The organism is Streptomyces sp. NBC_01635 (genome assembly GCF_045209715.1).
GTDB classification, from domain to species: domain Bacteria; phylum Actinomycetota; class Actinomycetes; order Streptomycetales; family Streptomycetaceae; genus Streptomyces; species Streptomyces hirsutus.
In genome coordinates this window covers 8091743-8112852 of the sequence record NZ_CP109277.1, presented here as the reverse complement: position 1 = coordinate 8112852, position 21110 = coordinate 8091743, and the positions used below count along the sequence as shown (strand labels likewise).

General features: G+C 76.3%; 2 protein-coding genes. Both read right to left on the bottom strand.

Annotation, left to right across the window (positions count from 1 at the left end; translation table 11 throughout):
- Positions 1 to 89: 89 nt before the first annotated feature.
- On the bottom strand, positions 90 to 10910 hold the full coding sequence (locus tag OHB56_RS37175) for a type I polyketide synthase (RefSeq protein ID WP_406358257.1): 10821 nt from the start codon (positions 10908 to 10910) through the stop codon (positions 90 to 92).
- A 37-nt stretch (positions 10911 to 10947) separates the two neighbouring features.
- A complete protein-coding gene (locus OHB56_RS37170; protein WP_406358255.1) occupies positions 10948 to 21081 on the bottom strand; it encodes a type I polyketide synthase in 10134 nt (3377 codons plus the stop codon).
- Between the last annotated feature and the right edge of the window lie 29 nt (positions 21082 to 21110).

Genomic DNA, 21110 nt, shown 5'->3' with positions numbered 1-21110 from the left:
CGCACAGGCTTCGTCGCTCCCCGCCCACGCCAAGGGCCCTGCCCCCTCCGGAGAGGGGGCAGGGCCCTTGGCGTGGGCGGGGTCCCGGGTCAGGCGCCCCGGTTGGTGAGCCAGCCGTCGGCGGCCTCGGCGGTGGAGCGGGCGTGGTCCTCCATCATGGTGAAGTGGTTGCCGGGGACGTCGAGCACGGTGTGCGCCCGGTCCCAGGACGTCTGCCACTCCTCGGGCCGCATCTCCTCGCCGGGCTCCGCGGGCACCGGGGGTTCGGTGGAGCGGACCAGCAGGACCGGGCAGTCCAGCGGACCCGGCTCCCACTCACCGATCATCGCCACGTACCAGCTCATCGCGGTGAGCCGGTCGGAGTCCATGTGCGCGAACATGGACTCGCGGTCGAACATGCCGCCCAGCATCTGCTGGGAGAACCGGAGGAACGGGGAGTCGGCCCGCGGCATGTAGGTGTCGAGCAGGACGACGGCGGCCGGTGCGGCGCCGCGTTCCTGCATCCGCCGGGCCGTGGACAGGGCGAGGACGCCGCCGGACGACGATCCGAGCAGCACCGCCGGGGTGTCGCCCACGGTGCGGTGCACCGCGTCGGCGTGCAGGTCGGCGACCGCGTCGAAGGTGGCCGGCAGTGCCTCTCCAGTGCCGAAGCCCTGGGTCGGCAGGGCCCATACGTCGCGCCGGCCGCGGAAGGCGGAGGCGAACCTGGCGTACTGGTGGACACCGGCGAGGGCCACGTAGGAACTGAAGCAGACCAGCGGTGCGGCGGTGTCGCCGGCCGAGAGGCGGATCGCCCCGGGAACGGTGGTGAGTTCGTCCGGCGAGGCGAAGGTGGGACGCAGTGCCGCCGCTGCCTGGAGCAGGGTGAAGCCGTCGTCGACCCGGCCGTCCAGGCAGGCCCGCTTGAACAGGGTGCCGATGGTGTCCCCGGCGCGCGCCCCGGCAGCGGCCGGCGCCGCTTCTCCCCGGCCGGTGTCCGGGGCGGCCCGGTCGCCGAGCCTGCCGTGCAGATGGGCGGCGAGCGCCTCGGGGGTCGCGTGGTCGAAAAGCAGGGTTGGGGCGAGTTTCAGGCCGGTGACGGTGGCGAGGTGGTTGCGCAGTTCGACCACCGTGAGCGAGTCGAAGCCCTGCTCGGTGAAGAGCCGGTCGGGCTCCACCTCGTCCGGTCCGGCGTGGCCGAGGACGGTCGCGGCCCGTTCGCGCACCAGGTCCAGCAGCAGGGCGCGGCCCTCGTCGGGGGTGCGTCCGGCGAGCAAGGATGCTGCCGCGTCCGGGTCGGCGCCCGCCGCGGTCCTGCGGGTGACGGTCGGGGCGGCGGGCCGCAGCATCGCCCGGACACCGGAGCGGCCGGAGCCCGTGGCGACGGCGATCACCGCGGAGTCGGTCGTGGCCAGCGCGTCGTCCAGGAGCGCGAGGGCGTCCTCGGTGGCCAGGGGGCGCAGGCCGCCGCGGGCCAGCCGGCCGCGGTCGGCGTGGGACAGCCGGCCGGTGATGCCGCTGTCGTCGTTCCACAGGCCCCAGGCGACGGAGGTGGCGGGCAGCCCGAGGGCGTGCCGCAGGGCGGCGAGCCCGTCCAGGAAGCCGTTCGCGGCGGCGTAGTTGGCCTGGCCCGGGGCGCCGAAGGTGCCCGCGGCGGAAGAGAACAGCACGAACGCGGCGGGTGACCGGCCGGCGGTGAGCTCGTGCAGATGCCAGGCTCCGTCGGCCTTGGGCCGCAGCACGGTGTCGAAGCGCCCGCCGTCGAGCGCGGTGAGGACGGTGTCGTCGGTGACGCCGGCCGCGTGGACGACGCCGGTCAGCGGCAGTTCGTCCGGCAGGTGGTCCAACAGCCGTTGGACGTCCGAGCGTTCCGCGATGTCGCAGGCCTCCAGGTGGACCCGGGCGCCCAGTTCGGTCAGTTCGGCGACGAGGGTGTCGGCCCCGTCGGCCGCGGGTCCGCGCCGGCCGGTGAGGAGCAGGGAGCGTACGCCGTGCCGGGTGACGAGGTGGCGGGCGACCGCGCGGCCGAGGGTGCCGGTGGCGCCGGTGACCAGCACGGTGCCGTCGGCGAGGGCGGGTGCGGCGCCGGCCCCGGCGGGCGCGGCGTCGGGGTGCAGGACGCGGCCGTCGCGGATCGCGCCGTGCGGGCGTCCGGAGGCGACCGCCGCGAGCAGGGCGGGGGCGTCGCCGTCGTCCGTGACGTCGGCTGCCAGGTCCACCAGCTGGAAACGGCCGGGGTGTTCGGCCTGGCCGGAGCGGACCAGGCCCCACAGGGCGGCACCGGTGGCGTCGGTCCCGGCGTCCCCGGCGCCGACCGCCGCGCGGGTGACGAACACCAGCCGGGAGTCGGCGTACCGCTCGTCGGCGAGCCAGCCGCACATCAGCTCGTGGGCGCGGGCCAGTCGGCCGCGGACCCGTTCGGGCAGGGCGGCGTGGGCGTCGGCGGGGTGCGGTTCGGGGGCGACGAGGACCACGTCGGGCATGGTCATGCCGGTGTCGACGGCCTTGCCGAGGGCCTCGAGGTCGGCGTAGGTCTCCAGGTGGACCCCCGCCGCGTCGACGGCGGCGGCCACCCGGTCGTCGCCGTCGCCGAGGACGATCCAGCGCACCGTGCCCGGACGCGGGGCCTCGGGGGCCGGGCGGGTCTCCCGCCAGTCGAGACGCAGCAGTTCGGGCCGGCTGGTTTCGGCGGGGGCGGCGGAGACGGTGCGCAGGGTGATCGCGTCCGCGGTGGCGACGGGCCGGCCGGTGGTGTCGGTGACCAGGACCCGGTAGCCGTGGTCGTGGCCCGCCGGGGTGAGGCGGACCCGCAGCGCGGTCGCGCCGGTGGCGTGCAGGGTCAGTCCGGACCAGGCGAACGGCAGCATGGGCGCCGCTGCCTCATCGTCCGGCACACCGGGGCGGCGGACCAGCAGCGTCTGCACGGCCGCGTCGAGCAGCGCGGGGTGCAGCGCGTGCCGTGCGGCGTCCTGCCGGTACGGCTCCGGCAGCGCGACCTCGGCGTACACCTCGTCGTCGCGCTCCCACACGGTGCCCAGGCCGCGGAAGCTGGGGCCGTAGTCGAATCCGGCGGCGGCGAAGGCCGGGTAGGGGTCGCCGTCGGAGACGGTCCGGGCGCCCGGCGGGGGCCAGGTGGCCAGGTCGTCGGCCGGGGCGGGCGGCGCCAGCGGGGCCAGGACGCCCTGGGCGTGCCGCTGCCAGGGGCCGTCGTCCCCGTCGGGCCGGGACCACACGGTGAAGGCGCGGCGGCCGTCGGCGTCGGCGCCGTCGACGGTGCCCTGGATGAGGGCGGCGCCCTCGCCGGGCACGACGAGCGGGCTGAGCAGGGTGAGTTCGCTCAGGTGTGCGCAGCCGGTGCGGTCGCCGATGTGCACGGCCAGATCGAGGTGGCCGGTGGCGGGCAGGATGACCTGACCGAGGACGGTGTGGTCGGCGAGCCAGGGGTGGCTGCGCAGCGACAGCCGCCCGGTGAACAGCAGGTCGTCGGAGCCTGCCCGGGTGACCTCGGCGCCGAGGAACGGGTGCTCCGCGGTGCGCAGTCCGGCGGCCTCCGGGTCGCCGGCAAAGGGCGCGGTGGGCAGCCAGTGGCGCTGTCGCTGGAAGGCGTAGGTGGGCAGCGGCACGACGCGGGCGCCGGGCAACAGCGCCGCCCAGTCGGGTGCGGCGCCGTGCGCGAAGAGCGTGCCGACGGCCGTCAGTAGCTGATCCGTCTCCGGTCCGTCGCGCAGGGCGGACGGAACGCACACGAGCTCGTCCGCCGCGGACGGCTCCGGCTCGGCGAGGGCGGCCTCGGCGAGCGCGGTGAGCGGGCCGTCGGGGCCGACCTCCAGGAAACGGCGGGCGCCGAGTCCGTACAGCCGTGCGACGCAGTCGTGGAACCGGACCGGTTCGCGTACGTGCCGTACCCAGTACTCGGGGTCGGTGAGCAGGCCGGGCGTGGCGGTCTCGCCGGTCCGGCCGGAGACCAGGGGCAGTGTCGGCTCGGCGTAGGAGATGCCGGCGGCGACGGCCCGGAAGTCGTCGAGCACCGGGTCCATCAGCGGCGAGTGGAAGGCGTGGCCGACCCGCAGCCGTGTGGTGCGCCGTCCGGCCGCCGCGAAGTGGTCGCAGATCTCCGCGACGGCGGCCTCGGTTCCGGAGACGACGGTGGCGAGGGGTCCGTTGACGGCCGCGATGCCGACTTCGTGCTCGCGGCCCGCAAGGAGGGGCAGCACCTCGTCCTCGGCGGCCCGGATCGACGCCATCGCGCCGCCGGAGGGGAGCGCCTGCATCAGCCGGCCGCGGGCGGCGACCAGGGCGCAGGCGTCGTCGAGAGGGAACACGCCCGCCACGTGGGCGGCGGCGATCTCGCCGACGGAGTGCCCGGCGACGTGGTCGGGCCGTACTCCCCAGGACTCCAGCAGGCGGTAGAGGGCCACCTCGAAGGCGAACAGTGCGGGCTGGGCGTGTTCGGTACGGGTCAGCGCGTCGGTGTCGTCACCGTGCACCGCCTCGCGCAGTCCGGGGATCCGCTCGCACACGGCGTCGAAGGCCTCGGCGAACGCCGGGAAGGCGGCGCGCAGGTCGCGTCCCATGCCGGGCCGCTGGGCGCCCTGTCCGGTGAACAGGAACGCCGTACGGCCGCTGGAGCGTGCGGTGCCGGTGACGGTGCCGGGCAGCGGGGCCCCGTCGGCCAGCGCCCGCAGCCGGGCGGTGAACTCCTCGTGGCCGGTGGCGACGAGCACGGCCCGGTGGGGGAAGGGCGTCCGGGTGGTCGCCAGGGCCAGCGCGGTGTCGACGGGCCGTGCGTCGGGGTGCGCGGTGACGTGGTCGAGGAGTCGGGCGGCCTGGGCGCGCAGGGCGTCGCGACTGCGCGCGGACAGGACCCACGGCACCGGCCCCGCCCACACCGCCGGCTCCGCCTCCGCCGGCTCCTCGGGTACGGCCTCCAGCACCACATGCGCGTTGGTGCCGCTGATGCCGAACGACGACACACCCGCGCGCCGGGGGCGCTCCCCCGTCTCCGGCCATTCCCGGGCCCCGGTCAGCAGCTCCACCGCGCCCTGGTCCCAGTCCACGTGCGAGGACGGCCGGTCGACGTGCAGCGTCGTCGGCAGCACTCCGTGCCGCATGGCCAGCACCATCTTCATCACGCCCGCCACACCGGCACCCGCCTGCGTGTGACCGACGTTCGACTTCACCGACCCCAGCCACAGGGGATCGTCCCCCGCGCGTTCCTGGCCGTAGGTGGCCAGCAGCGCCTGCGCCTCGATCGGGTCGCCCAACCGGGTCCCCGTCCCGTGCGCCTCCACGGCGTCCACCTCCGCAGCCGACACGCCCGCATCCGCCAACGCGGCACGGATCACCCGCTGCTGCGACGGACCGTTCGGCGCGCTCAGCCCGTTGGACGCACCGTCCTGGTTGACCGCCGAACCCCGCACCACCGCCAGCACCGGATGCCCGTTGCGCCGCGCGTCCGACAGCCGCTCCACCAGCAGCAGGCCACCGCCCTCGGAGAAGCCCGTCCCGTCCGCCGCGTCCGCGAAGGCCTTGCACCGGCCGTCCGCCGCCAGCCCCTGCTGACGGCTGAAGTCCACGAACAGACCGGGGGTCGACATCACCGTGACGCCTCCGGCGAGCGCCAGGTCGCACTCCCCCGCGCGCAGGGACTGCACGGCAAGATGCAGGGCGACCAGGGACGACGAGCAGGCGGTGTCGACGGTGACCGCCGGGCCCTCCAGGCCGAAGGTGTAGGACATGCGTCCCGACAGGACGGCGGCGGAGTTGCCGGTGCCGAGGTGGGCGCCGACGTCGTCGCCCGGGGCGATCGGACGGGACGTGTAGTCCTGGTAGTTGGTGCCGGCGAAGACGCCGGTGCGGCTGCCGCGCAGGGTGCGCGGGTCGATGCCCGCCCGCTCGAACGTCTCCCACGCCATCTCCAGCAGCAGCCGCTGCTGCGGATCCATCGCCACCGCCTCACGCGGCGAGATGTTGAAGACGCCGGGGTCGAAGTCGGCGAAGCCGTCGAGGAAGCCGCCGGTGCGGGTGGAGGTGCGGCCCGCCCGGCCGGGCTCGGGGTCGTAGAGGGCCGCGACGTCCCAGTCGCGGTCCTCCGGGAAGGGGACCATCACGTCGGTGCCGTCGGCGAGGAGCTGCCAGAACCGCTCGGGGGTGTCGGCGTCGCTCGGGAAGCGGCAGGCCATGCCGACGATCACGACGGGGTCCTCGGCGGTGTCGCGCCGGGCCACGGAGGCGGAGCCGCCGGTCGCGGTGGGGACCGCCGGGGCGAGCCGCTCGCTGAGGTGCTCGGCGAGCGCGGCGGGCGTCGGGTAGTCGTAGACCAGGGTGGCGGGCAGCCGCATACCGGTGGCCTCGCCGAGTGTGTTGCGCAGTTCGACGGCGGTGAGGGAGTCGAAGCCGAGTTCGCGGAAGGCGCGGGCCGGTTCGACGTCGTCGGGGCTGGGATGGTTGAGGACGTAGGCGATGTGCGCGCGGACGAGTTCCAGCAGGGCGTGGCGCCGGTCCGTCTCCGAGAGGGCGGCGATGGCGGTGAGGACGTCGCCGTCCTCCTCGCCCGAGCCGCTCGGGGCGGGGGCCGGGCGGCGGGCGCGCAGCCGCTCCAGGTCGGGGAGCCCGGTGTAGAGGCGGCGGGGGCGTCCCTTTTCGAGTTCGGCGCCGAAGGTCTCCCAGTCGATGTCGGTGACGACGAGCGTGGTGTCGTCCTGGTCCAGGGCGTCCTGGAGGGCGGTGACGGCGACGGCGGGGTCCATGAGGCGGACGCCGTGGCGCTGGAGGCGCTCGCCGACGGTGCCGGAGGCCATGCCGCCGTCGGCCCAGCCGCTCCAGGCGATGGCCGTGGCGGGCAGGCCGCGGGAGCGGCGGTGCTCGGCGAGCGCGTCGAGGTAGGCGTTGCCCGGGGCGTAGTTGCCGTGTCCGACGCTGCCGAAGACGCCCGAGGACGAGGAGAACAAGACGAACGCGGACAGGTCGAGGTCCGCGGTGGCCGCGTCCAGGTTGAGGGCGCCGCCCACCTTGACGCGCAGCACCTCGGCGAGGCGGTCGGGGGTGAGGGAGCCGATGACGCCGTCGTCGAGGACGGCGGCGGTGTGGAAGACGGCGGTCAGGGGCCGGTCCTCGGGGATGGCGGCCAGCAGGGCGGCGAGGTCGGCCGGGTCGGCGATGTCGCAGGCGACGAGGTCGGCCCGGGCGTCGGCGGCCGTCAGCTCGGCGAGCAGTTCGGTGGCGCCTTCGGCGTCGGGGCCGGAGCGGCTGACCAGCAGGAGGTTTGGGGCGCCCGCGCGGGCGAGCCAGCGGGCGACGTGCCGGCCCAGGGCGCCGGTGCCGCCGGTGACAAGGACCGTGCCCTGCGGGTTCCACGCCCGGCGGCCGGGCAGACCGCCCACGGCGGCGCGCTCCAGCCGGCGGCCGAGGACGCCGGTGGCGCGGACGGCGACCTGGTCCTCGTGGTCGGTTCCGGCCAGGACCGTGACGATCCGGTCGGCGGCGCGCCGGTCGCAGTGCTCGGGCAGGTCGATCAGGCCGCCCCAGCAGTCGGCCTGTTCCAGGGCGACGACGCGTCCGAAGCCCCAAACGAGGGCCTGGGCGGGGTGGGCGGGGGCGGTGCCGGGGCCGGTGGCGACGGCGCCGCGGGTCAGGAACCACACCGGGAGGCGGGTGTTGAGGTCGTCCAGCGCCTGGACGAGGGCGACCGTGGCGGCGAATCCGGCGGGCAGTCGCGGGTGGTCGGGGTGCGGCGCGCCGTCGAGGGCGAGCAGGGAGAGCAGACCGCGGGCTCCGTCGACGGCTTCGGCGAGGGCGCCGGCGACGGTGGCGCGGTCGAGGGGGCCGTCGATCACGACGGGGACGCACTCGGCGCCGGCGCGGGTGAGCGCGTCGCGCACGGCGGTGGCCTCGGGGCCGTCCTCGTGGCCGCGGGGCACGACGAGGGGCCACCGTCCGGTGAGGGGTGCGGTGTCGCCGGTGTGCAGCGGTGCCCAGGTGATGCGGTAGCGCCAGCGGTCGGCGGTGGCACGGTCGTTGCTGCGGCGCCGGTAGTCGGCCAGGGCCGGGGCCAGGGTGGCGACGGTGGGCTCGTCGAGGGAGAGGGCCGTGGCGAGGGCGGTGAGGTCACCGGACTCGACGGCCTGCCAGAAGGGTGCGTCGGCGGTGCCGGCGGCGGTCGCGGTGGTGTCGTCGGTGGTGAACGCAGGCCAGTAGCGGCGGCGTTGGAAGGCGTAGACGGGCAGGTCGACGCGGCGGGCGGGTTCGTCGTGGACGGCGCTCCAGTCGACGGGTCCGCCGCGCACGGCGAGCGCGGCGACGGAGGCGAGGAACCGCTCGGGTCCGCCCTCGGAGCGGCGCAGGGTGCCGAGGACCGCGCCGTCGGTGATGCCGAGGTCGTCCAGGATGTCGCCGACGGCCGTGGTGACGACGGGGTGGGGGCCCGCCTCGACGAAGACGCGGTGTCCGGCGCCGGCGAGGGCGCGCACCGTGGTCTCGAAGCGGACGGTGCGGCGGATGTTCTCGTACCAGTAGGCGGCGTCGAGCGTGGTGGTGTCCTCGACGCGGGCGCCGGTGACGGTGGAGTGGAAGGGGATCTCGGCGGGGCGTGGGCGGACCGGCGCGAACCCGGCGAGCAGGGCGTCCTTGACCTCCTCGACCTGGGCGCAGTGGGAGGCGTAGTCCACGGGGACGCGGCGGGCCCGTATGCCGTCGTCGGTGAGGCGGGCGAGGAGTTCGGCGAGCGGTTCGGCGTCGCCGGAGACGGTGACGGAGCGCGGCCCGGTGACGGAGCCGACGGAGACGCGGCCCTCGTAGGGGGCGAGGAGCTGTTCGACCTGGGCGAGCGGCAGGGGGACGGCGACCATGCCGCCCCGGCCGGTGATGGCGGTCAGTTCGCGGGAGCGGGTGACGACGACGCGGGCCGCGTCCTCGAGGGTGAGGACGCCGGCGATGTGCGCGGCGGCGATCTCGCCCTGGCTCTGTCCGGCGACGGCGGCGGGGCGGACCCCGCAGGCCATCCACAGGCGGGCGAGGGCGACGCAGACGACGAACAGGGTGGGCTGGACGACGTCGAGGCGTTCCAGCGGCGGGGCGCCGGGGGTGCCGCGCAGCACGTCGAGGACGCGGTAGTCGGTGAACGCCTCGACGGCGGCGGCGGCTTCGTCGAAGGAGGCGCGGAACCGGGCGTCGGCGGCGTGCAGTTCGAGGGCCATGCCCTCCCACTGGGGGCCCTGGCCGGGGAAGAGGAGGACCGGGTCGCCCTCGGTGTCGGCGACGCCGCGCACCACCGCCGGGTCGGGGGTGCCGTCGGCCAGCGCGGTCAGTCCGCGCAGCAGCACGTCGAGGTCCGGGGCGACGACGGCGGCACGGTGTTCGAGGGCGGGGCGGGTGGCCGCGAGGGACCAGGCGAGGTCGGCGGGGCGGGGCGTGCCGTCCGGGGCGGCGCGCAGGTGGGCGGCGAGGCGGCTGGCCTGGGCGCGCAGGGCGGCGGCGGTGCGGCCGGAGACGGTGAAGGCGCGGGGCCGGGGCGTGTCGTCGGCGGGTGGGGCGGTGTCCTCCTGCTCGGGCGGCGGGGCCTGTTCCAGGATGACGTGGGCGTTGGTGCCGCTGACGCCGAAGGAGGACACGCCCGCGCGGCGCGGCCGGTCCCCGGTGTCGGGCCAGGCGCGGGACTCGGTGAGCAGTTCGACGTGTCCGGCGGACCAGTCGACGTGGTGGCTGGGCCGGTCGACGTGGAGGGTGGCAGGCAGCCGTCCCGCGCGCAGGGCGAGCACGGTCTTGATGACGCCGGCGACTCCGGCGGCGGCCTGGGTGTGGCCGATGTTCGACTTCACGGAGCCGAGCAGCAGCGGCCGGTCGGCGGGCCGGTCCTGGCCGTAGGTGGCGAGGAGGGCCTGGACCTCGATGGGGTCGCCGAGGGTGGTGCCGGTGCCGTGCGCCTCGACGGCGTCGATGTCGGGGGGGACGAGCCGGGCGGACTTCAGGGCCTGCCAGATGACCCGTTCCTGGGAGGGGCCGTTGGGGGCGGTCAGTCCGTTGGAGGCGCCGTCCTGGTTGACGGCGGAGCCCCGCAGCACGGCGAGGACGGGGTGGCCGTTGCGGCGGGCGTCGGAGAGCCGTTCCACGGCGAGGACGCCGGCGCCCTCGCCCCAGGCGGTGCCGTCGGCCGCGTCGGCGAAGGCGCGGCAGCGGCCGTCGGGCGACAGTCCGCGCTGGCGGCTGAACTCCAGGAAGATGGTGGGTGTCGACATGACGGTGACGCCGCCGGCGAGGGCGAGGTCGCACTCCCCCGCGCGCAGGGCCTGGGCCGCCAGGTGCAGGGTGACCAGGGAGGAGGAGCAGGCGGTGTCGACGGAGACGGCCGGCCCCTCCAGGCCGAGGGTGTAGGAGATGCGGCCGGACAGGACGCTGGGGGCGTTGCCGACGCCGTCGTCGCCGGCGTTGTCGGAGTGGCTGAGCAGGGTGGTGTAGTCCTGGAGGTTGGTTCCGGTGAACACGCCGGTGCGGCTGCCGCGCAGGGACAGCGGGTCGATGCCGGCGCGTTCCAGGGCCTCCCAGCAGATCTCCAGCAGGATCCGCTGCTGCGGGTCGGTGCCGACGGCGTCGCGCGGTGAGATGCCGAAGAACCCGGCGTCGAAGTCGCCGACGCGGTCGATGAATCCGCCGGTGCGGGTGTAGCTGCGCCCGGGGGTGCCGGGCGTCGGGTCGTAGAGCGCGTCGATGTCCCAGCCGCGGTCGCGCGGCCACTCGGACATGGCGTCGACGCCCTCGTCGAGCAGCCGCCACAGGTCGTCGGGGTCGCTGACGCCGCCGGGGAAGCGGCAGCCCATCGCGACGATCGCTATGGGTTCGTTGTGCTGTGCCTCGGCCGCGGCCAGGCGCTGCCGCGTCTGGTGGAGGTCGGCCGTGACCTTCTTCAGGTAGCTGAGGAGCTTGTCCTCATCGGTCATGTGTTCTCACCCGTTCTCAGGTCCCGTGGCCGTGCCGTCAGGAGATGCCGAGGTCGTTCTCGATGAAGTCGAAGATCTCGTCCGCGCCGGCGGAACGGATCCGGTCGCTCACGTCGTCGCCACCGGCGGGCGCCGCAGCGACGGCCGCGCCGCCGCCGAACCGTCCGAGGAGCGACTGGAGCCGTGCGCCGATGCGGTCACGGCGGGCGTCGTCCTCGGGCAGCCCGTCGAGGGCGGCTTCCAGGGAGTCGAGCCCGGCGAGGACCGCGGCGGCGCCGTCGGTGTCCTCGGTGAGCCGGCCGCGCAGGTACCCGGCGAGTGCCGTCGCGCTCGGCTGGTCGAACAGCAGCGTGGCCGGCAGGGCGAGGCCGGTGGCGGCGCCGATGCGGTTGCGCAGTTCGACGGCCATGAGGGAGTCGAAGCCGAGCGCGTTGAACGCGGTGGTGGCGCCCACCCGGTCGGTGCCGGTGTGACCGAGGACGGCGGCGGCCTCGGCACGGACGAGCGCGGTCAGGGTCCGTTCGCGTTCGGCGGCGGACTGTCCGGCGAGCCGGTCCCGCAGGGCCTGCGGGGCGCCCGCCGTGGTCTCGGAGCTCCGGGCGGGCAGTTCGCGTACCTCGGGGAGGTCGGCGAGCAGCGGGCTGGGGCGGGAGGTGGTGAAGCCGGGCGCGAAGCGTGCCCAGTCGACGTCGGCGAGGGCGAGGACCGCGTCGGTGCGCGCGGTGGCCCGGCCGACGGCGTCGGCGGCCTTCCCGGGGTCGAGGGGGGTGATGCCGCTGCGGCGCATCCGGGCCTCGGTGGCGGCGTCGGCGGTGGCCATGCCGCCGCCGGCCCAGGGCCCCCAGGCCAGTGAGGTGGCGGGCAGTCCGGCGGCCCTGCGGGTCTCGGCGAGGGCGTCCAGACAGGCGTTGGCGGCCGCGTAGTTGGCCTGGCCGATGGTGCCGAGGGTGCCGGAGATCGACGAGTACAGGACGAACGCGGTGAGGTCGCGGTCGCGGGTCAGCTCGTCGAGGTTGCGGGCGGCGGCCAGCTTGGGCCGCAGGACGCGGTCCAGGGCAGCGGCGTCCATGCCGTCCAGGAGCCGGTCGTCGAGGACGCCCGCGGTGTGCACGACGGCGTCGACGGGGTGCTCGGCGAGCAGCGCGGCGAGCGCGTCCCGGTCGGCGGTGTCGCAGGCGGCCAGGACGAGTTCGGTGCCGGTGTCGGCGAGGGCGTCCTTGAGTCGGGCGGCGCCCTCGGAGCCGGCACCGGAACGGCTCACGGCCACGATGCGGGTGGCGCCCCGCTCGGCGAGCCAGGCGGCCGTGCGCAGGCCGAGCGCGCCGGTGGCGCCGGTGAGCAGGACGGTGCCGGTCCAGTTGGGGCCGGCCGTCGTCGGCGTGCCGGGCGGGGCGTGTTCGAGGCGGCGCAGGAAGGTGCCCGCGGGCCGGACGGCGACCTGGTCCTCCCCCGCGGTGCCGGCCAGTGCGGCGGCCAGGCGCCGGGCCACGTCGGGGGCGACGGCGGCGCCCGTGCCAGCGGGCAGGTCCACCAGCCCGCCCCACAGCTGGGGGTGTTCGAGGGCCGCGGTGCGGCCCAGGCCCCACACGGCGGCCTGTTCGGGTACGGCGGGCGCCTCGGCGCCGAGGACGCCGACCGCGCCCGCGGTGAGCGCCCACAGGCGGACCGGGTCCGCTCCCGCGGCCTTGCCGGCGAGCGCCTGCAGGAGGGTGGTGGTCGCGGCCAGTCCGGCCGGTACGGCCGTGTGCCCGGGCAGCGGATCGGTGTCCACGGCGAGCAGGGACAGTACGCCCGTCCAGGCGAGGTCGCCCTCCTGGCGCAGGTCGGTGAGGGCGGTGGTCAGGTCGGCGCGGTCGGCGGCGGCGCAGTCGACGGGCAGGACGCGCACGTGCGCGCCGTGCGCGGCGAGCGTGTCGGCGACGGAGCAGGCCCAGGGGCCGCCGACGAGCCGGCTGGGGACGGCGAGGAGCCAGGTGCCGGTGAGCGTGGCCGTTCCGCCTTCGGCGGCCGGCCGCCACACCGCGCGGTGTTCCCAGCGGCGGATCTCCTCCTGCCGGCGGTCCTCGCCCCGCCAGGCGGCGAGGGCGGGCAGTACGGCGCTGAGCGGGGCGTCGGGGTCGACGGCGAGCCGCTCGGCGAGTGCGGCGGGGTCGGCGGTCTCGACGAGGTCCCAGAAGGCGGAGTCCTCACGGGGCGCCGCGGGGGCCGCGGACGACTCCAGCCAGAAACGCTCCCGCTGGAAGGCGTACGTCGGCAGCGGCACGGTCCGCGCCCCGGCGTCGGCGGGCGCGGCGGGGACCCCGGCGCGGCCGCGGACGTGCAGGGCCGCGGCGGCGAGCAGGGCGGACCGCTCCTCGGGCAGCCCGCGGCGCAGCAGGGGCACGGCGGTGACCGCCGCCGGGTCGGCGACGCCGTCCTGGACGAGGGTGGTGAGGGTGGCGTCGGGGCCGAGTTCGAGGCAGTGGGTGACGCCGGTGTCCTCCAGTGCGCGGACTCCGTCGGCGAAGCGGACGGCCTGGCGCACGTGGCGCACCCAGTAGTCGGCGGTGACGAGGTCGTCGCCGGTGGCGAGGGCTCCGGTGAGGTTGGACAGGACCGGGACCGTCGGGGCGTGGAAGCTCACGCGGGAGGCGACGGCGCGGAAGTCGTCGAGCATGGCGTCCATCAGGGGCGAATGGAAGGCGTGGCTGACCCGCAGGCGCCGGGTCTTGCGGCCGCGCCCGGCGAACTCGGCGGCGACGTCCTCGACGTCCCGCGCCTCGCCGGAGACCACCACGGAGGCGGGCCCGTTGACGGCGGCGATCGCGACGCGTCCGGCGCGGCCGTCGAGGAGGGGCAGGACCTCCTGTTCGGTGGCCTCCAGGGCGGTCATGGCGCCGCCCTCGGGGAGGTTCTGCATGAGGCGGCCGCGGGCGGCGACGAGGGCGCAGGCGTCGGCCAGGTCGAAGACCCCGGCGGCGTGCGCGGCGGTCAGCTCGCCGATGGAGTGGCCGCCGAGCACGTCGGCGCGGATCCCCCACGACGCGGTCAGGGCGTGTGCCGCGGTGCCGAACGCGAACAGGGCGGCCTGGGTGTGGGCGGTGCGGTCCAGCAGCGGGGCCTCGGCGCTGTCCTCGGCGGCGAAGACCACGTCGCGCAGCGGCGGTCCGTCGAGGTGCCGGTCGAGTTCGGCGCAGACGGCGTCGAAGGTCTCGGCGAAGACGGGCTGCGCGGCGTACAGGTCGCGGCCCATGCCCGGGTGCTGGGCGCCCTGGCCGCTGAACAGGACGGCGAGCAGGCCGCCGTCGGCGGTGCCGGTGGCGACGTGCGGGGCCGGTTCGCCGGCGGCGACGGCGGCGAGTCCGGCGAGGAGTTCGTCCCGGTCGGCGGCGACGACGGCGGCCCGGTGCGCCTGCGGGTGGCGGGTGGTCGTGAGGCTGTGGGCGAGGTCGCGGGCGTCGTCGTCGTGCCGGAGGAGGTGGGTGCGCAGCCGTGCGGCCTGCGCGCGCAGCACCTCGGGGGTGTCTCCGGAGACGGGGTGGACGCGCGGCACGGCGGCGGGCGCCGGGCGTTCGGCGGCGGGCCCGGCGGCGGGCGGCTCCTCCAGGACGACGTGGGCGTTGCTGCCGCTGATGCCGAAGGAGGAGACTCCGGCGCGGCGCGGGCGGTCGTCGCGGGCGGGCCAGGGGCGGGCCTCGGTGAGCAGTTCGATGGTGCCGCTGGACCAGTCGATGTGCGGGGAGGGCTCGTCGACGTGCAGGGTGCGCGGGAGTTCGCCGTGGCGTATCGCCATGATCATTTTGATCACGCCGGCCGCTCCGGCCGCCGCCTGGGTGTGCCCGAAGTTGGACTTGGCGGACCCCAGCAGCAGGGGCTGTCCGTCGGGGCGTTCGCGGCCGTAGGTGGCGAACAGTGCCTGCGCCTCGATGGGGTCGCCGAGGGTGGTGCCGGTGCCGTGCGCCTCGACGGCGTCGACGTCGGTGGCCGACAGTCCGGCGGAGGCGAGGGCCTGCCGGATGACGCGTTCCTGGGAGGGGCCGTTGGGGGCGGTGAGCCCGTTGGAGGCGCCGTCCTGGTTGGTGGCGGAGCCCCGGACGACCGCGAGCACGGGGTGGCCGTTGCGGCGGGCGTCGGAGAGGCGTTCCAGCAGGAGCATGCCGACGCCCTCGGAGAAACTGGTGCCGTCGGCGGACGCGGCGAACGCCTTGCAGCGGCCGTCGGCGGCCAGGCCGTTCTGCGCGGTGAACTCGGTGTAGGTGCCGGGGGTGGCCATCACGGTGACGCCGCCGGCCAGGGCCATCGAGCACTCGCCCTGCCGCAGCGCGTGGGCGGCGAGGTGCAGGGCGACCAGCGCGGAGGAGCAGGCCGTGTCGACGGTCATGGTCGGCCCCTCCAGGCCGAAGGTGTAGGCGACGCGGCCGGAGATGACGCTGCCGGAGACGCCGAGCCCGATGTAGCCCTCCATGCCCTCGGGGATGTCCGCCAGGCCGGAGGCGTATCCGGAGCCCATGGCGCCGACGTAGACACCGGTGTTGCTGCCGCGCAGGGACAGCGGGTCGATCCCGGCACGTTCGAAGGTCTCCCAGGAGGTCTCCAGGAGGAGGCGCTGCTGGGGATCCATCGCGAGGGCCTCGCGGGGTGCGATGCCGAAGAGGGAGGCGTCGAAGTGGGTGGCGCCGTACAGGAACCCGGCCTCCAGGCCGGCCAGCCGGTCCAGGTCCCAGCCGCGGTCGGTGGGGAAGGCGCCGATGGCGTCGCCGCCCTCGGAGACGAACCGCCACAGGTCCTCGGGGGAGGTGACGCCGCCGGGGTACTGGCAGGCCATGGCGACGACGACGACCGGGTCGTCCTCGCCGGAGGTGATCGTGGTGGCGGCGAACTGCTCGGTGGATCCGAGGAGTTCACGGGCCAGGTGGCGGGCGAGGGCGCTGGGCCTGGGGTGGTCGAAGACCAGGGTGGCGGGCAGCCGCAGCCCGGTTTCGGCGTTGAGGCGGTTGCGCAGGTCGACGGAGGTGAGGGAGTCGAACCCGATGTCCTTGAAGGACTGTTCGCCGTCGACGGCGCCGGCCGAGCCGTGGCCGAGGGCGACGGCGGCGTGCCGGCGCACCACCTCCAGCAGCAGCCGCTCCTGTTCGGGCGCGGAGAGACCGGCCAGGCGGCGGACGAGGGCGGAGGCGTCGGTGCCGGCGGCGCGGGCGGCACGGCGGGGGGGCGCGGGAGCGAGGCCGTGCAGCAGGGCGGGCAGGCGTCCGGCGGAGGCCGCGGAGCGCAGGGCGGCGGGGTCGGTGCGCAGCGGCGCGAGGAGCGGTTCGTCGGTGGCGAGGGCCTCGTCGAGCAGGCGCAACGCCCCGGCCGGGTCGAGGGCCGGCAGGCCGGAGGCCGCGATGCGACGCCGGTCGTCCTCGCCGAGTCCGCCGGTCATGCCGCTGTCGTGGTCCCACAGGGTCCAGGCGAGGGAGGTGGCGGGCAGGCCCGCGGCCCGGCGGTGGTGGGCGAGGGCGTCCAGGACGGTGTTGGCGGCGGCGTAATTGGCCTGTCCGGCGCCGCCGAGCAGGCCGGAGGCGGAGGAGAACAGCACGAACGCGGTGAGGTCCGCGCCGCGGGTCGCGGTGTGCAGGGCGAGCGCGGCGTCGGCCTTGGCGCGCAGCACGGTGGCGAGCCGCTCGGGGGTGAGGGAGCCGAGGACGCCGTCGTCGAGGACGCCGGCGGTGTGGACGACGGCGCGCAGCGGCCGGTCGGCGGGCACCGTGGCGAGGACGGCGGCGAGCGCTTCGGGGTCGGCGGCGTCGCACGCCTCGACGCGTACGGCGGCGCCGTTGGAGGTGAGTTCGGCGGCGAGGTCGGCGGCTCCGGGGGCGTCGGCGCCGCGGCGGGAGAGCAGCAGCAGCGAGCGCACGCCGTGCGTGGTGACCAGGTGGCGGGCGACCAGTGCGCCGAGGGCGCCGGTGCCGCCGGTGATCAGGACGGTGCCCTCGGCGTCCCAGGCGGGCGCGCCGTCGGCGGCCGGGATGCGGGCCGGCGCCGGTGTCAGCAGTCGGCCAGCGCGCAGGGCGAACTGGGGTGCGCCGGTGGCGACGGCGGCCGCGAGCGCGTCGCGTGAGGCCTCGGTGTCGTCCACGTCGGCGAGGACGATGCGGCCGGGGTTCTCGGTCTGCGCGGCGCGCACCAGGCCCCATACGGCGGCGGCGGGCAGGTCCGTGACGTCCTCGCCGTCGGCGGCGACGGCGCCGCGCGTGACGACGACGAGCGGCGCGTCCTGGGTGCGCGGGTCGGCCGGCAGGGCCTGGAGGTCGGCCAGGACACGGGCCGCCACGTCGGCGGGCCGCTCCCCGGGGGCCGAGGCGTACGGCAGGACGGCGGCGGCGCAGGGAGTGTCGCCGGTGCCGAGCGCGGGCCACGCGGGGACCAGGCCGTCGGCCGGGTCCTGTCCGGCGCGGCGCCAGCCGTCGGTGTCCGGCGCGGCGGGGAGTTCGGCGCCGGTCCAGCGCACCGCGTACAGGGCGCCCTCGGCGGGGCGTGCGGCGGTCAGGGCGGTGTCGGAGACGGGGCGGCTGACGAGGGAGCCGACGGTGACGACGGGTTGTCCCGTGCCGTCGGCGAGGGTCAGGCGGACGGCGCCGGAGGGGGCCCGGTCGAGACGGACCCGCAGTTCGGTGGCGCCGACGGCGTGCAGGGTGACACCGCTGAACGCGAAGGGCAGTCCGAGGCCGCCGCCTTCCCCGTCGCCGTCCGTGCCGTGGCCGGCGAGCTGGGCGTGCAGGGCGGCGTCGAGCAGGGCGGGGTGCAGTCCGTAGCGTGCGGCGTCGCGGTGCTGGTCCTCGGGGAGCGCGATCTCGGCGTACCAGGTGTCGCCGGAGCGCCAGACGGCGCGCAGGCCCTGGAAGACGGGGCCGTACTGGTAGCCCTGGGCGGCGAGGGCCGGGTAGAAGCCGTCGAGGGGGACCGGCCGTGCGTCCGCCGGCGGCCAGGCGGTGAGTTCGGTCGCGGGCGCGTCCGGCGCCGGGGCGAGGACGGCGGTGGCGTGGCGGGTCCACGGGCTGTCGTCGTCGGCGTCGGGCCGGGCGTGCACGGTGACCGGGCGGCGGCCGGAGGGGTCGGGTGCGCCGAGGGCGATCTGGAGTTGGACGCCGGTGTCGTCCGGCAGGACGAGCGGTGCCTCCAGGGTGAGGTCGTCGAGCAGGCCGCAGCCCACCTCGTCACCGGCGCGCAGGACGAGTTCGACGAACGCGGTGCCGGGCAGCAGGAGGGCACCGGACACGGTGTGGTCCGCGAGCCACGCCTGGGCGCGCGTGGACAGGCGGCCGGTGAGCAGCACCCGGTCGTCGTCGGCGACCCGGACGACGGCGCCGAGCAGCGGGTGCCCGGTGCCGGTCAGGCCGGCACCGGTGACGTCGGTGGTGGTGAGGGCGGGGCGCAGCCAGTAGCGGTCCCGGGTGAAGGCGTAGGTGGGCAGGTCGATGCGCGGGTCGGCGGGGTCGCTGCCCAGGAGGGCGTCGAGGTCGACGGGCACGCCGTGCGCCTGGGCGGCGGCGACGCCGGCGAGGAGGGTGGCGGTCTCGGGGCGGTTCCTGCGCAGCAGCGGCACGCACACCCGGTCGGTGGTGTCGTCGGGCAGGCAGGTGCGGGCCGGGGCGGTGAGGGTGGCCTCGGGGCCGAGTTCCAGGAAGCGGGTGACGCCGTGGGTGGCGAGCCAGTCGACGCCGTCGGCGAAGCGGACCTGGTGGCGCAGGTGGCGCACCCAGTAGTCGGGGGAGGCCAGTTCGTCGGCGGTGGCGGGGCGGCCGGTGAGGTTGGAGACGACGGTCAGCCGCGGCGGGTGCGCGGTGACGGTCTCGGCGACCGCGCGGAAGTCGTCCAGGACGGCGTCCATGCGCGCGGAGTGGAAGGCGTGCGAGACGCGCAGCCTGCGGGTGGTGCGGCCGCGGGCGCCGAGTTCGGCGGCGACGGCCTCGACGACGGCGGTGTCGCCGGAGACGACCGTGGCGCGCGGGCCGTTGACCGCGGCGACGGACACGGCGTCGCCGTGCGCGGCCAGCAGCGCGGTCACCTCGTCCTCGGCGGCCTCGACGGCGGCCATGGCGCCGCCCGGGGGCAGTGTCTGCATGAGCCGGCCGCGGGCGGCGACCAGGTGGCAGGCGTCGGGCAGCGACCACACGCCGGCGACGTGCGCGGCGGACAGCTCGCCCAAGGAGTGGCCGAGGACGTACTTGGGGGTGACGCCCCAGGACTCCAGGAGGCGGAAGAGGGCGACCTCGAACGCGAACAGGGCGGGCTGGGCGAGGGCCGTCCCCTGCAGTGCCTCGTCGTCCGGGGCGCCGTCGAGGACGCCGTCCTTGAGGGACAGGCCGAGTTCGGGGTCGAGGTGGGTACAGACCTCGTCGAAGGCGCGGGCGAAGGCGGGGAAGGCGGCGTACAGGTCGCGGCCCATGCCGGGGCGCTGGGCGCCCTGCCCGGAGAAGAGGAACGCGGTGGCCCCGCGCAGTGCGCGACCGGTGACGACGGCGGGGTGCTCCTCACCCGCGGCGAGCGCGGCGAGGGCGTCGGCCGCCGCGGCGGTGTCCTCGGCGAGGACGACGGCGCGGTGCTCGAAGGACTGCCGGGTGGTGGCGAGGGCGCGCGCGGTGACGTGCGGGTCGTTTCCGGGGTGGGCGCGGACGTGGTCGAGGAGGCGGGCGGCCTGACCGCGCAGGGCCTCGGTGCCGCGCGCGGACAGCAGCCAGGGGGCGAGCGGCAGTCGTACGGCGGTGGCGGGTCCCGTGCCGGCGTCGGTGGTCTCCTCGCCGTCCGCGGTCTCCGCGTTCTCCTCGGGGGCGGCCTCGAGGATGGTGTGCGCGTTGGTGCCGCTGATGCCGAAGGAGGAGACGGCGGCGCGTCGCGGCCGGCCCTCGGTGACGGGCCAGTCGGCGGGTTCGGTGAGCAGCCGGACGTGGCCGGCGCCCCAGTCGACGTGCCGGGACGGCGTGTCCACGTGGAGGGTGCGCGGCAGCCGGCCGTGGCGGAGCGCCATGACCGTCTTGATGACACCAGCGACTCCGGCGGCGGCCTGGGTGTGGCCGAGGTTGGACTTGAGGGAGCCGAGGAACAGGGGGTGCTCGGCGTCCTTGGCGCGGCCGTAGGTGGTGAGGAGCGCCTGGGCCTCGATGGGGTCGCCGAGGATGGTGCCGGTGCCGTGCGCCTCGACGGCGTCGACGCCGTCGGCGGTGATCCCGGCGTTGGCGAGGGCCTGTTCGATGACCCGCTGCTGGGCGGGCCCGTTGGGCGCGGTCAGGCCGTTGGAGGCGCCGTCGGAGTTGACGGCGGAGCCGCGGATGACGGCCAGGACGGGATGTCCGTTGCGGCGGGCGTCGGAGAGCCGCTCGACCAGGAGCAGGCCGACGCCCTCGGACCAGCCGGTGCCGTCCGCGGAGTCGGCGAACGCCTTGCACCGGCCGTCGGGCGCCAGTCCCCGCTGCCGGCTGAACTCGAACAGCAGGCCCGGCGTGGCCATCACCGCCACACCGCCCGCCATCGCCAGGTCGCACTCGCCCGCGCGCAGCGCCTGCACCGCCCAGTGCAGGGCGACGAGGGAGGAGGAGCAGGCGGTGTCGACGGTGACAGTGGGGCCCTCCAGGCCGAGGACGTAGGAGATGCGGCCGGAGGCGACGGAGGTCGCGTTCCCGGCGAGCATCAGGCCGTGCACGTCCTCGGGCACCTCGACCGGGCCCTGTCCGTAGCCGGAGGTGGCGGCGCCGACGAAGACGCCGGTGGCGCTGCCGCGCAGGGTCTGCGGGCGGATCCCGGCGCGCTCCAGCAGTTCCCAGGACGCCTCCAGCAGGATCCGCTGCTGCGGGTCGGTGGCGAGCGCCTCGCGGGGGCTCATGCCGAAGAACGCGGCGTCGAAGGAGGCGGCGTCGCCGAGGAAGCCGCCCTCGCGGGTGGAGAAGGTGCCGGGCCGGTCGGGGTCGGGGTCGTAGCGGTCGGCGATGTCCCAGCCGCGGTCCTCGGGCAGCGGACCGATGGCGTCGCCGCCCTCGTCGACCAGCCGCCACAGGTCCTCGGGGGTGCGGATGTCGCCGGGGAACCGGCAGCTCATCGCGACGATGGCGACGGGCTCGCGGCCGCGGTCCTCGACCTCGCGGAGCCTGCGGCGGGTCTGCCGCAGTTCGCCCGTGACCCGCTTGAGGTATTCCACGTACTTGTCGTCGTCAGCCACGTGTGTCACTTCCTTGAACCGGGCGGGCC

What these genes read in the sequence shown, in the direction of transcription:
- OHB56_RS37175 (WP_406358257.1), bottom strand. Translation starts at nt 10,910, where the DNA reads ATGACCGATGAGGACAAGCTCCTCAGCTACCTGAAGAAGGTCACGGCC.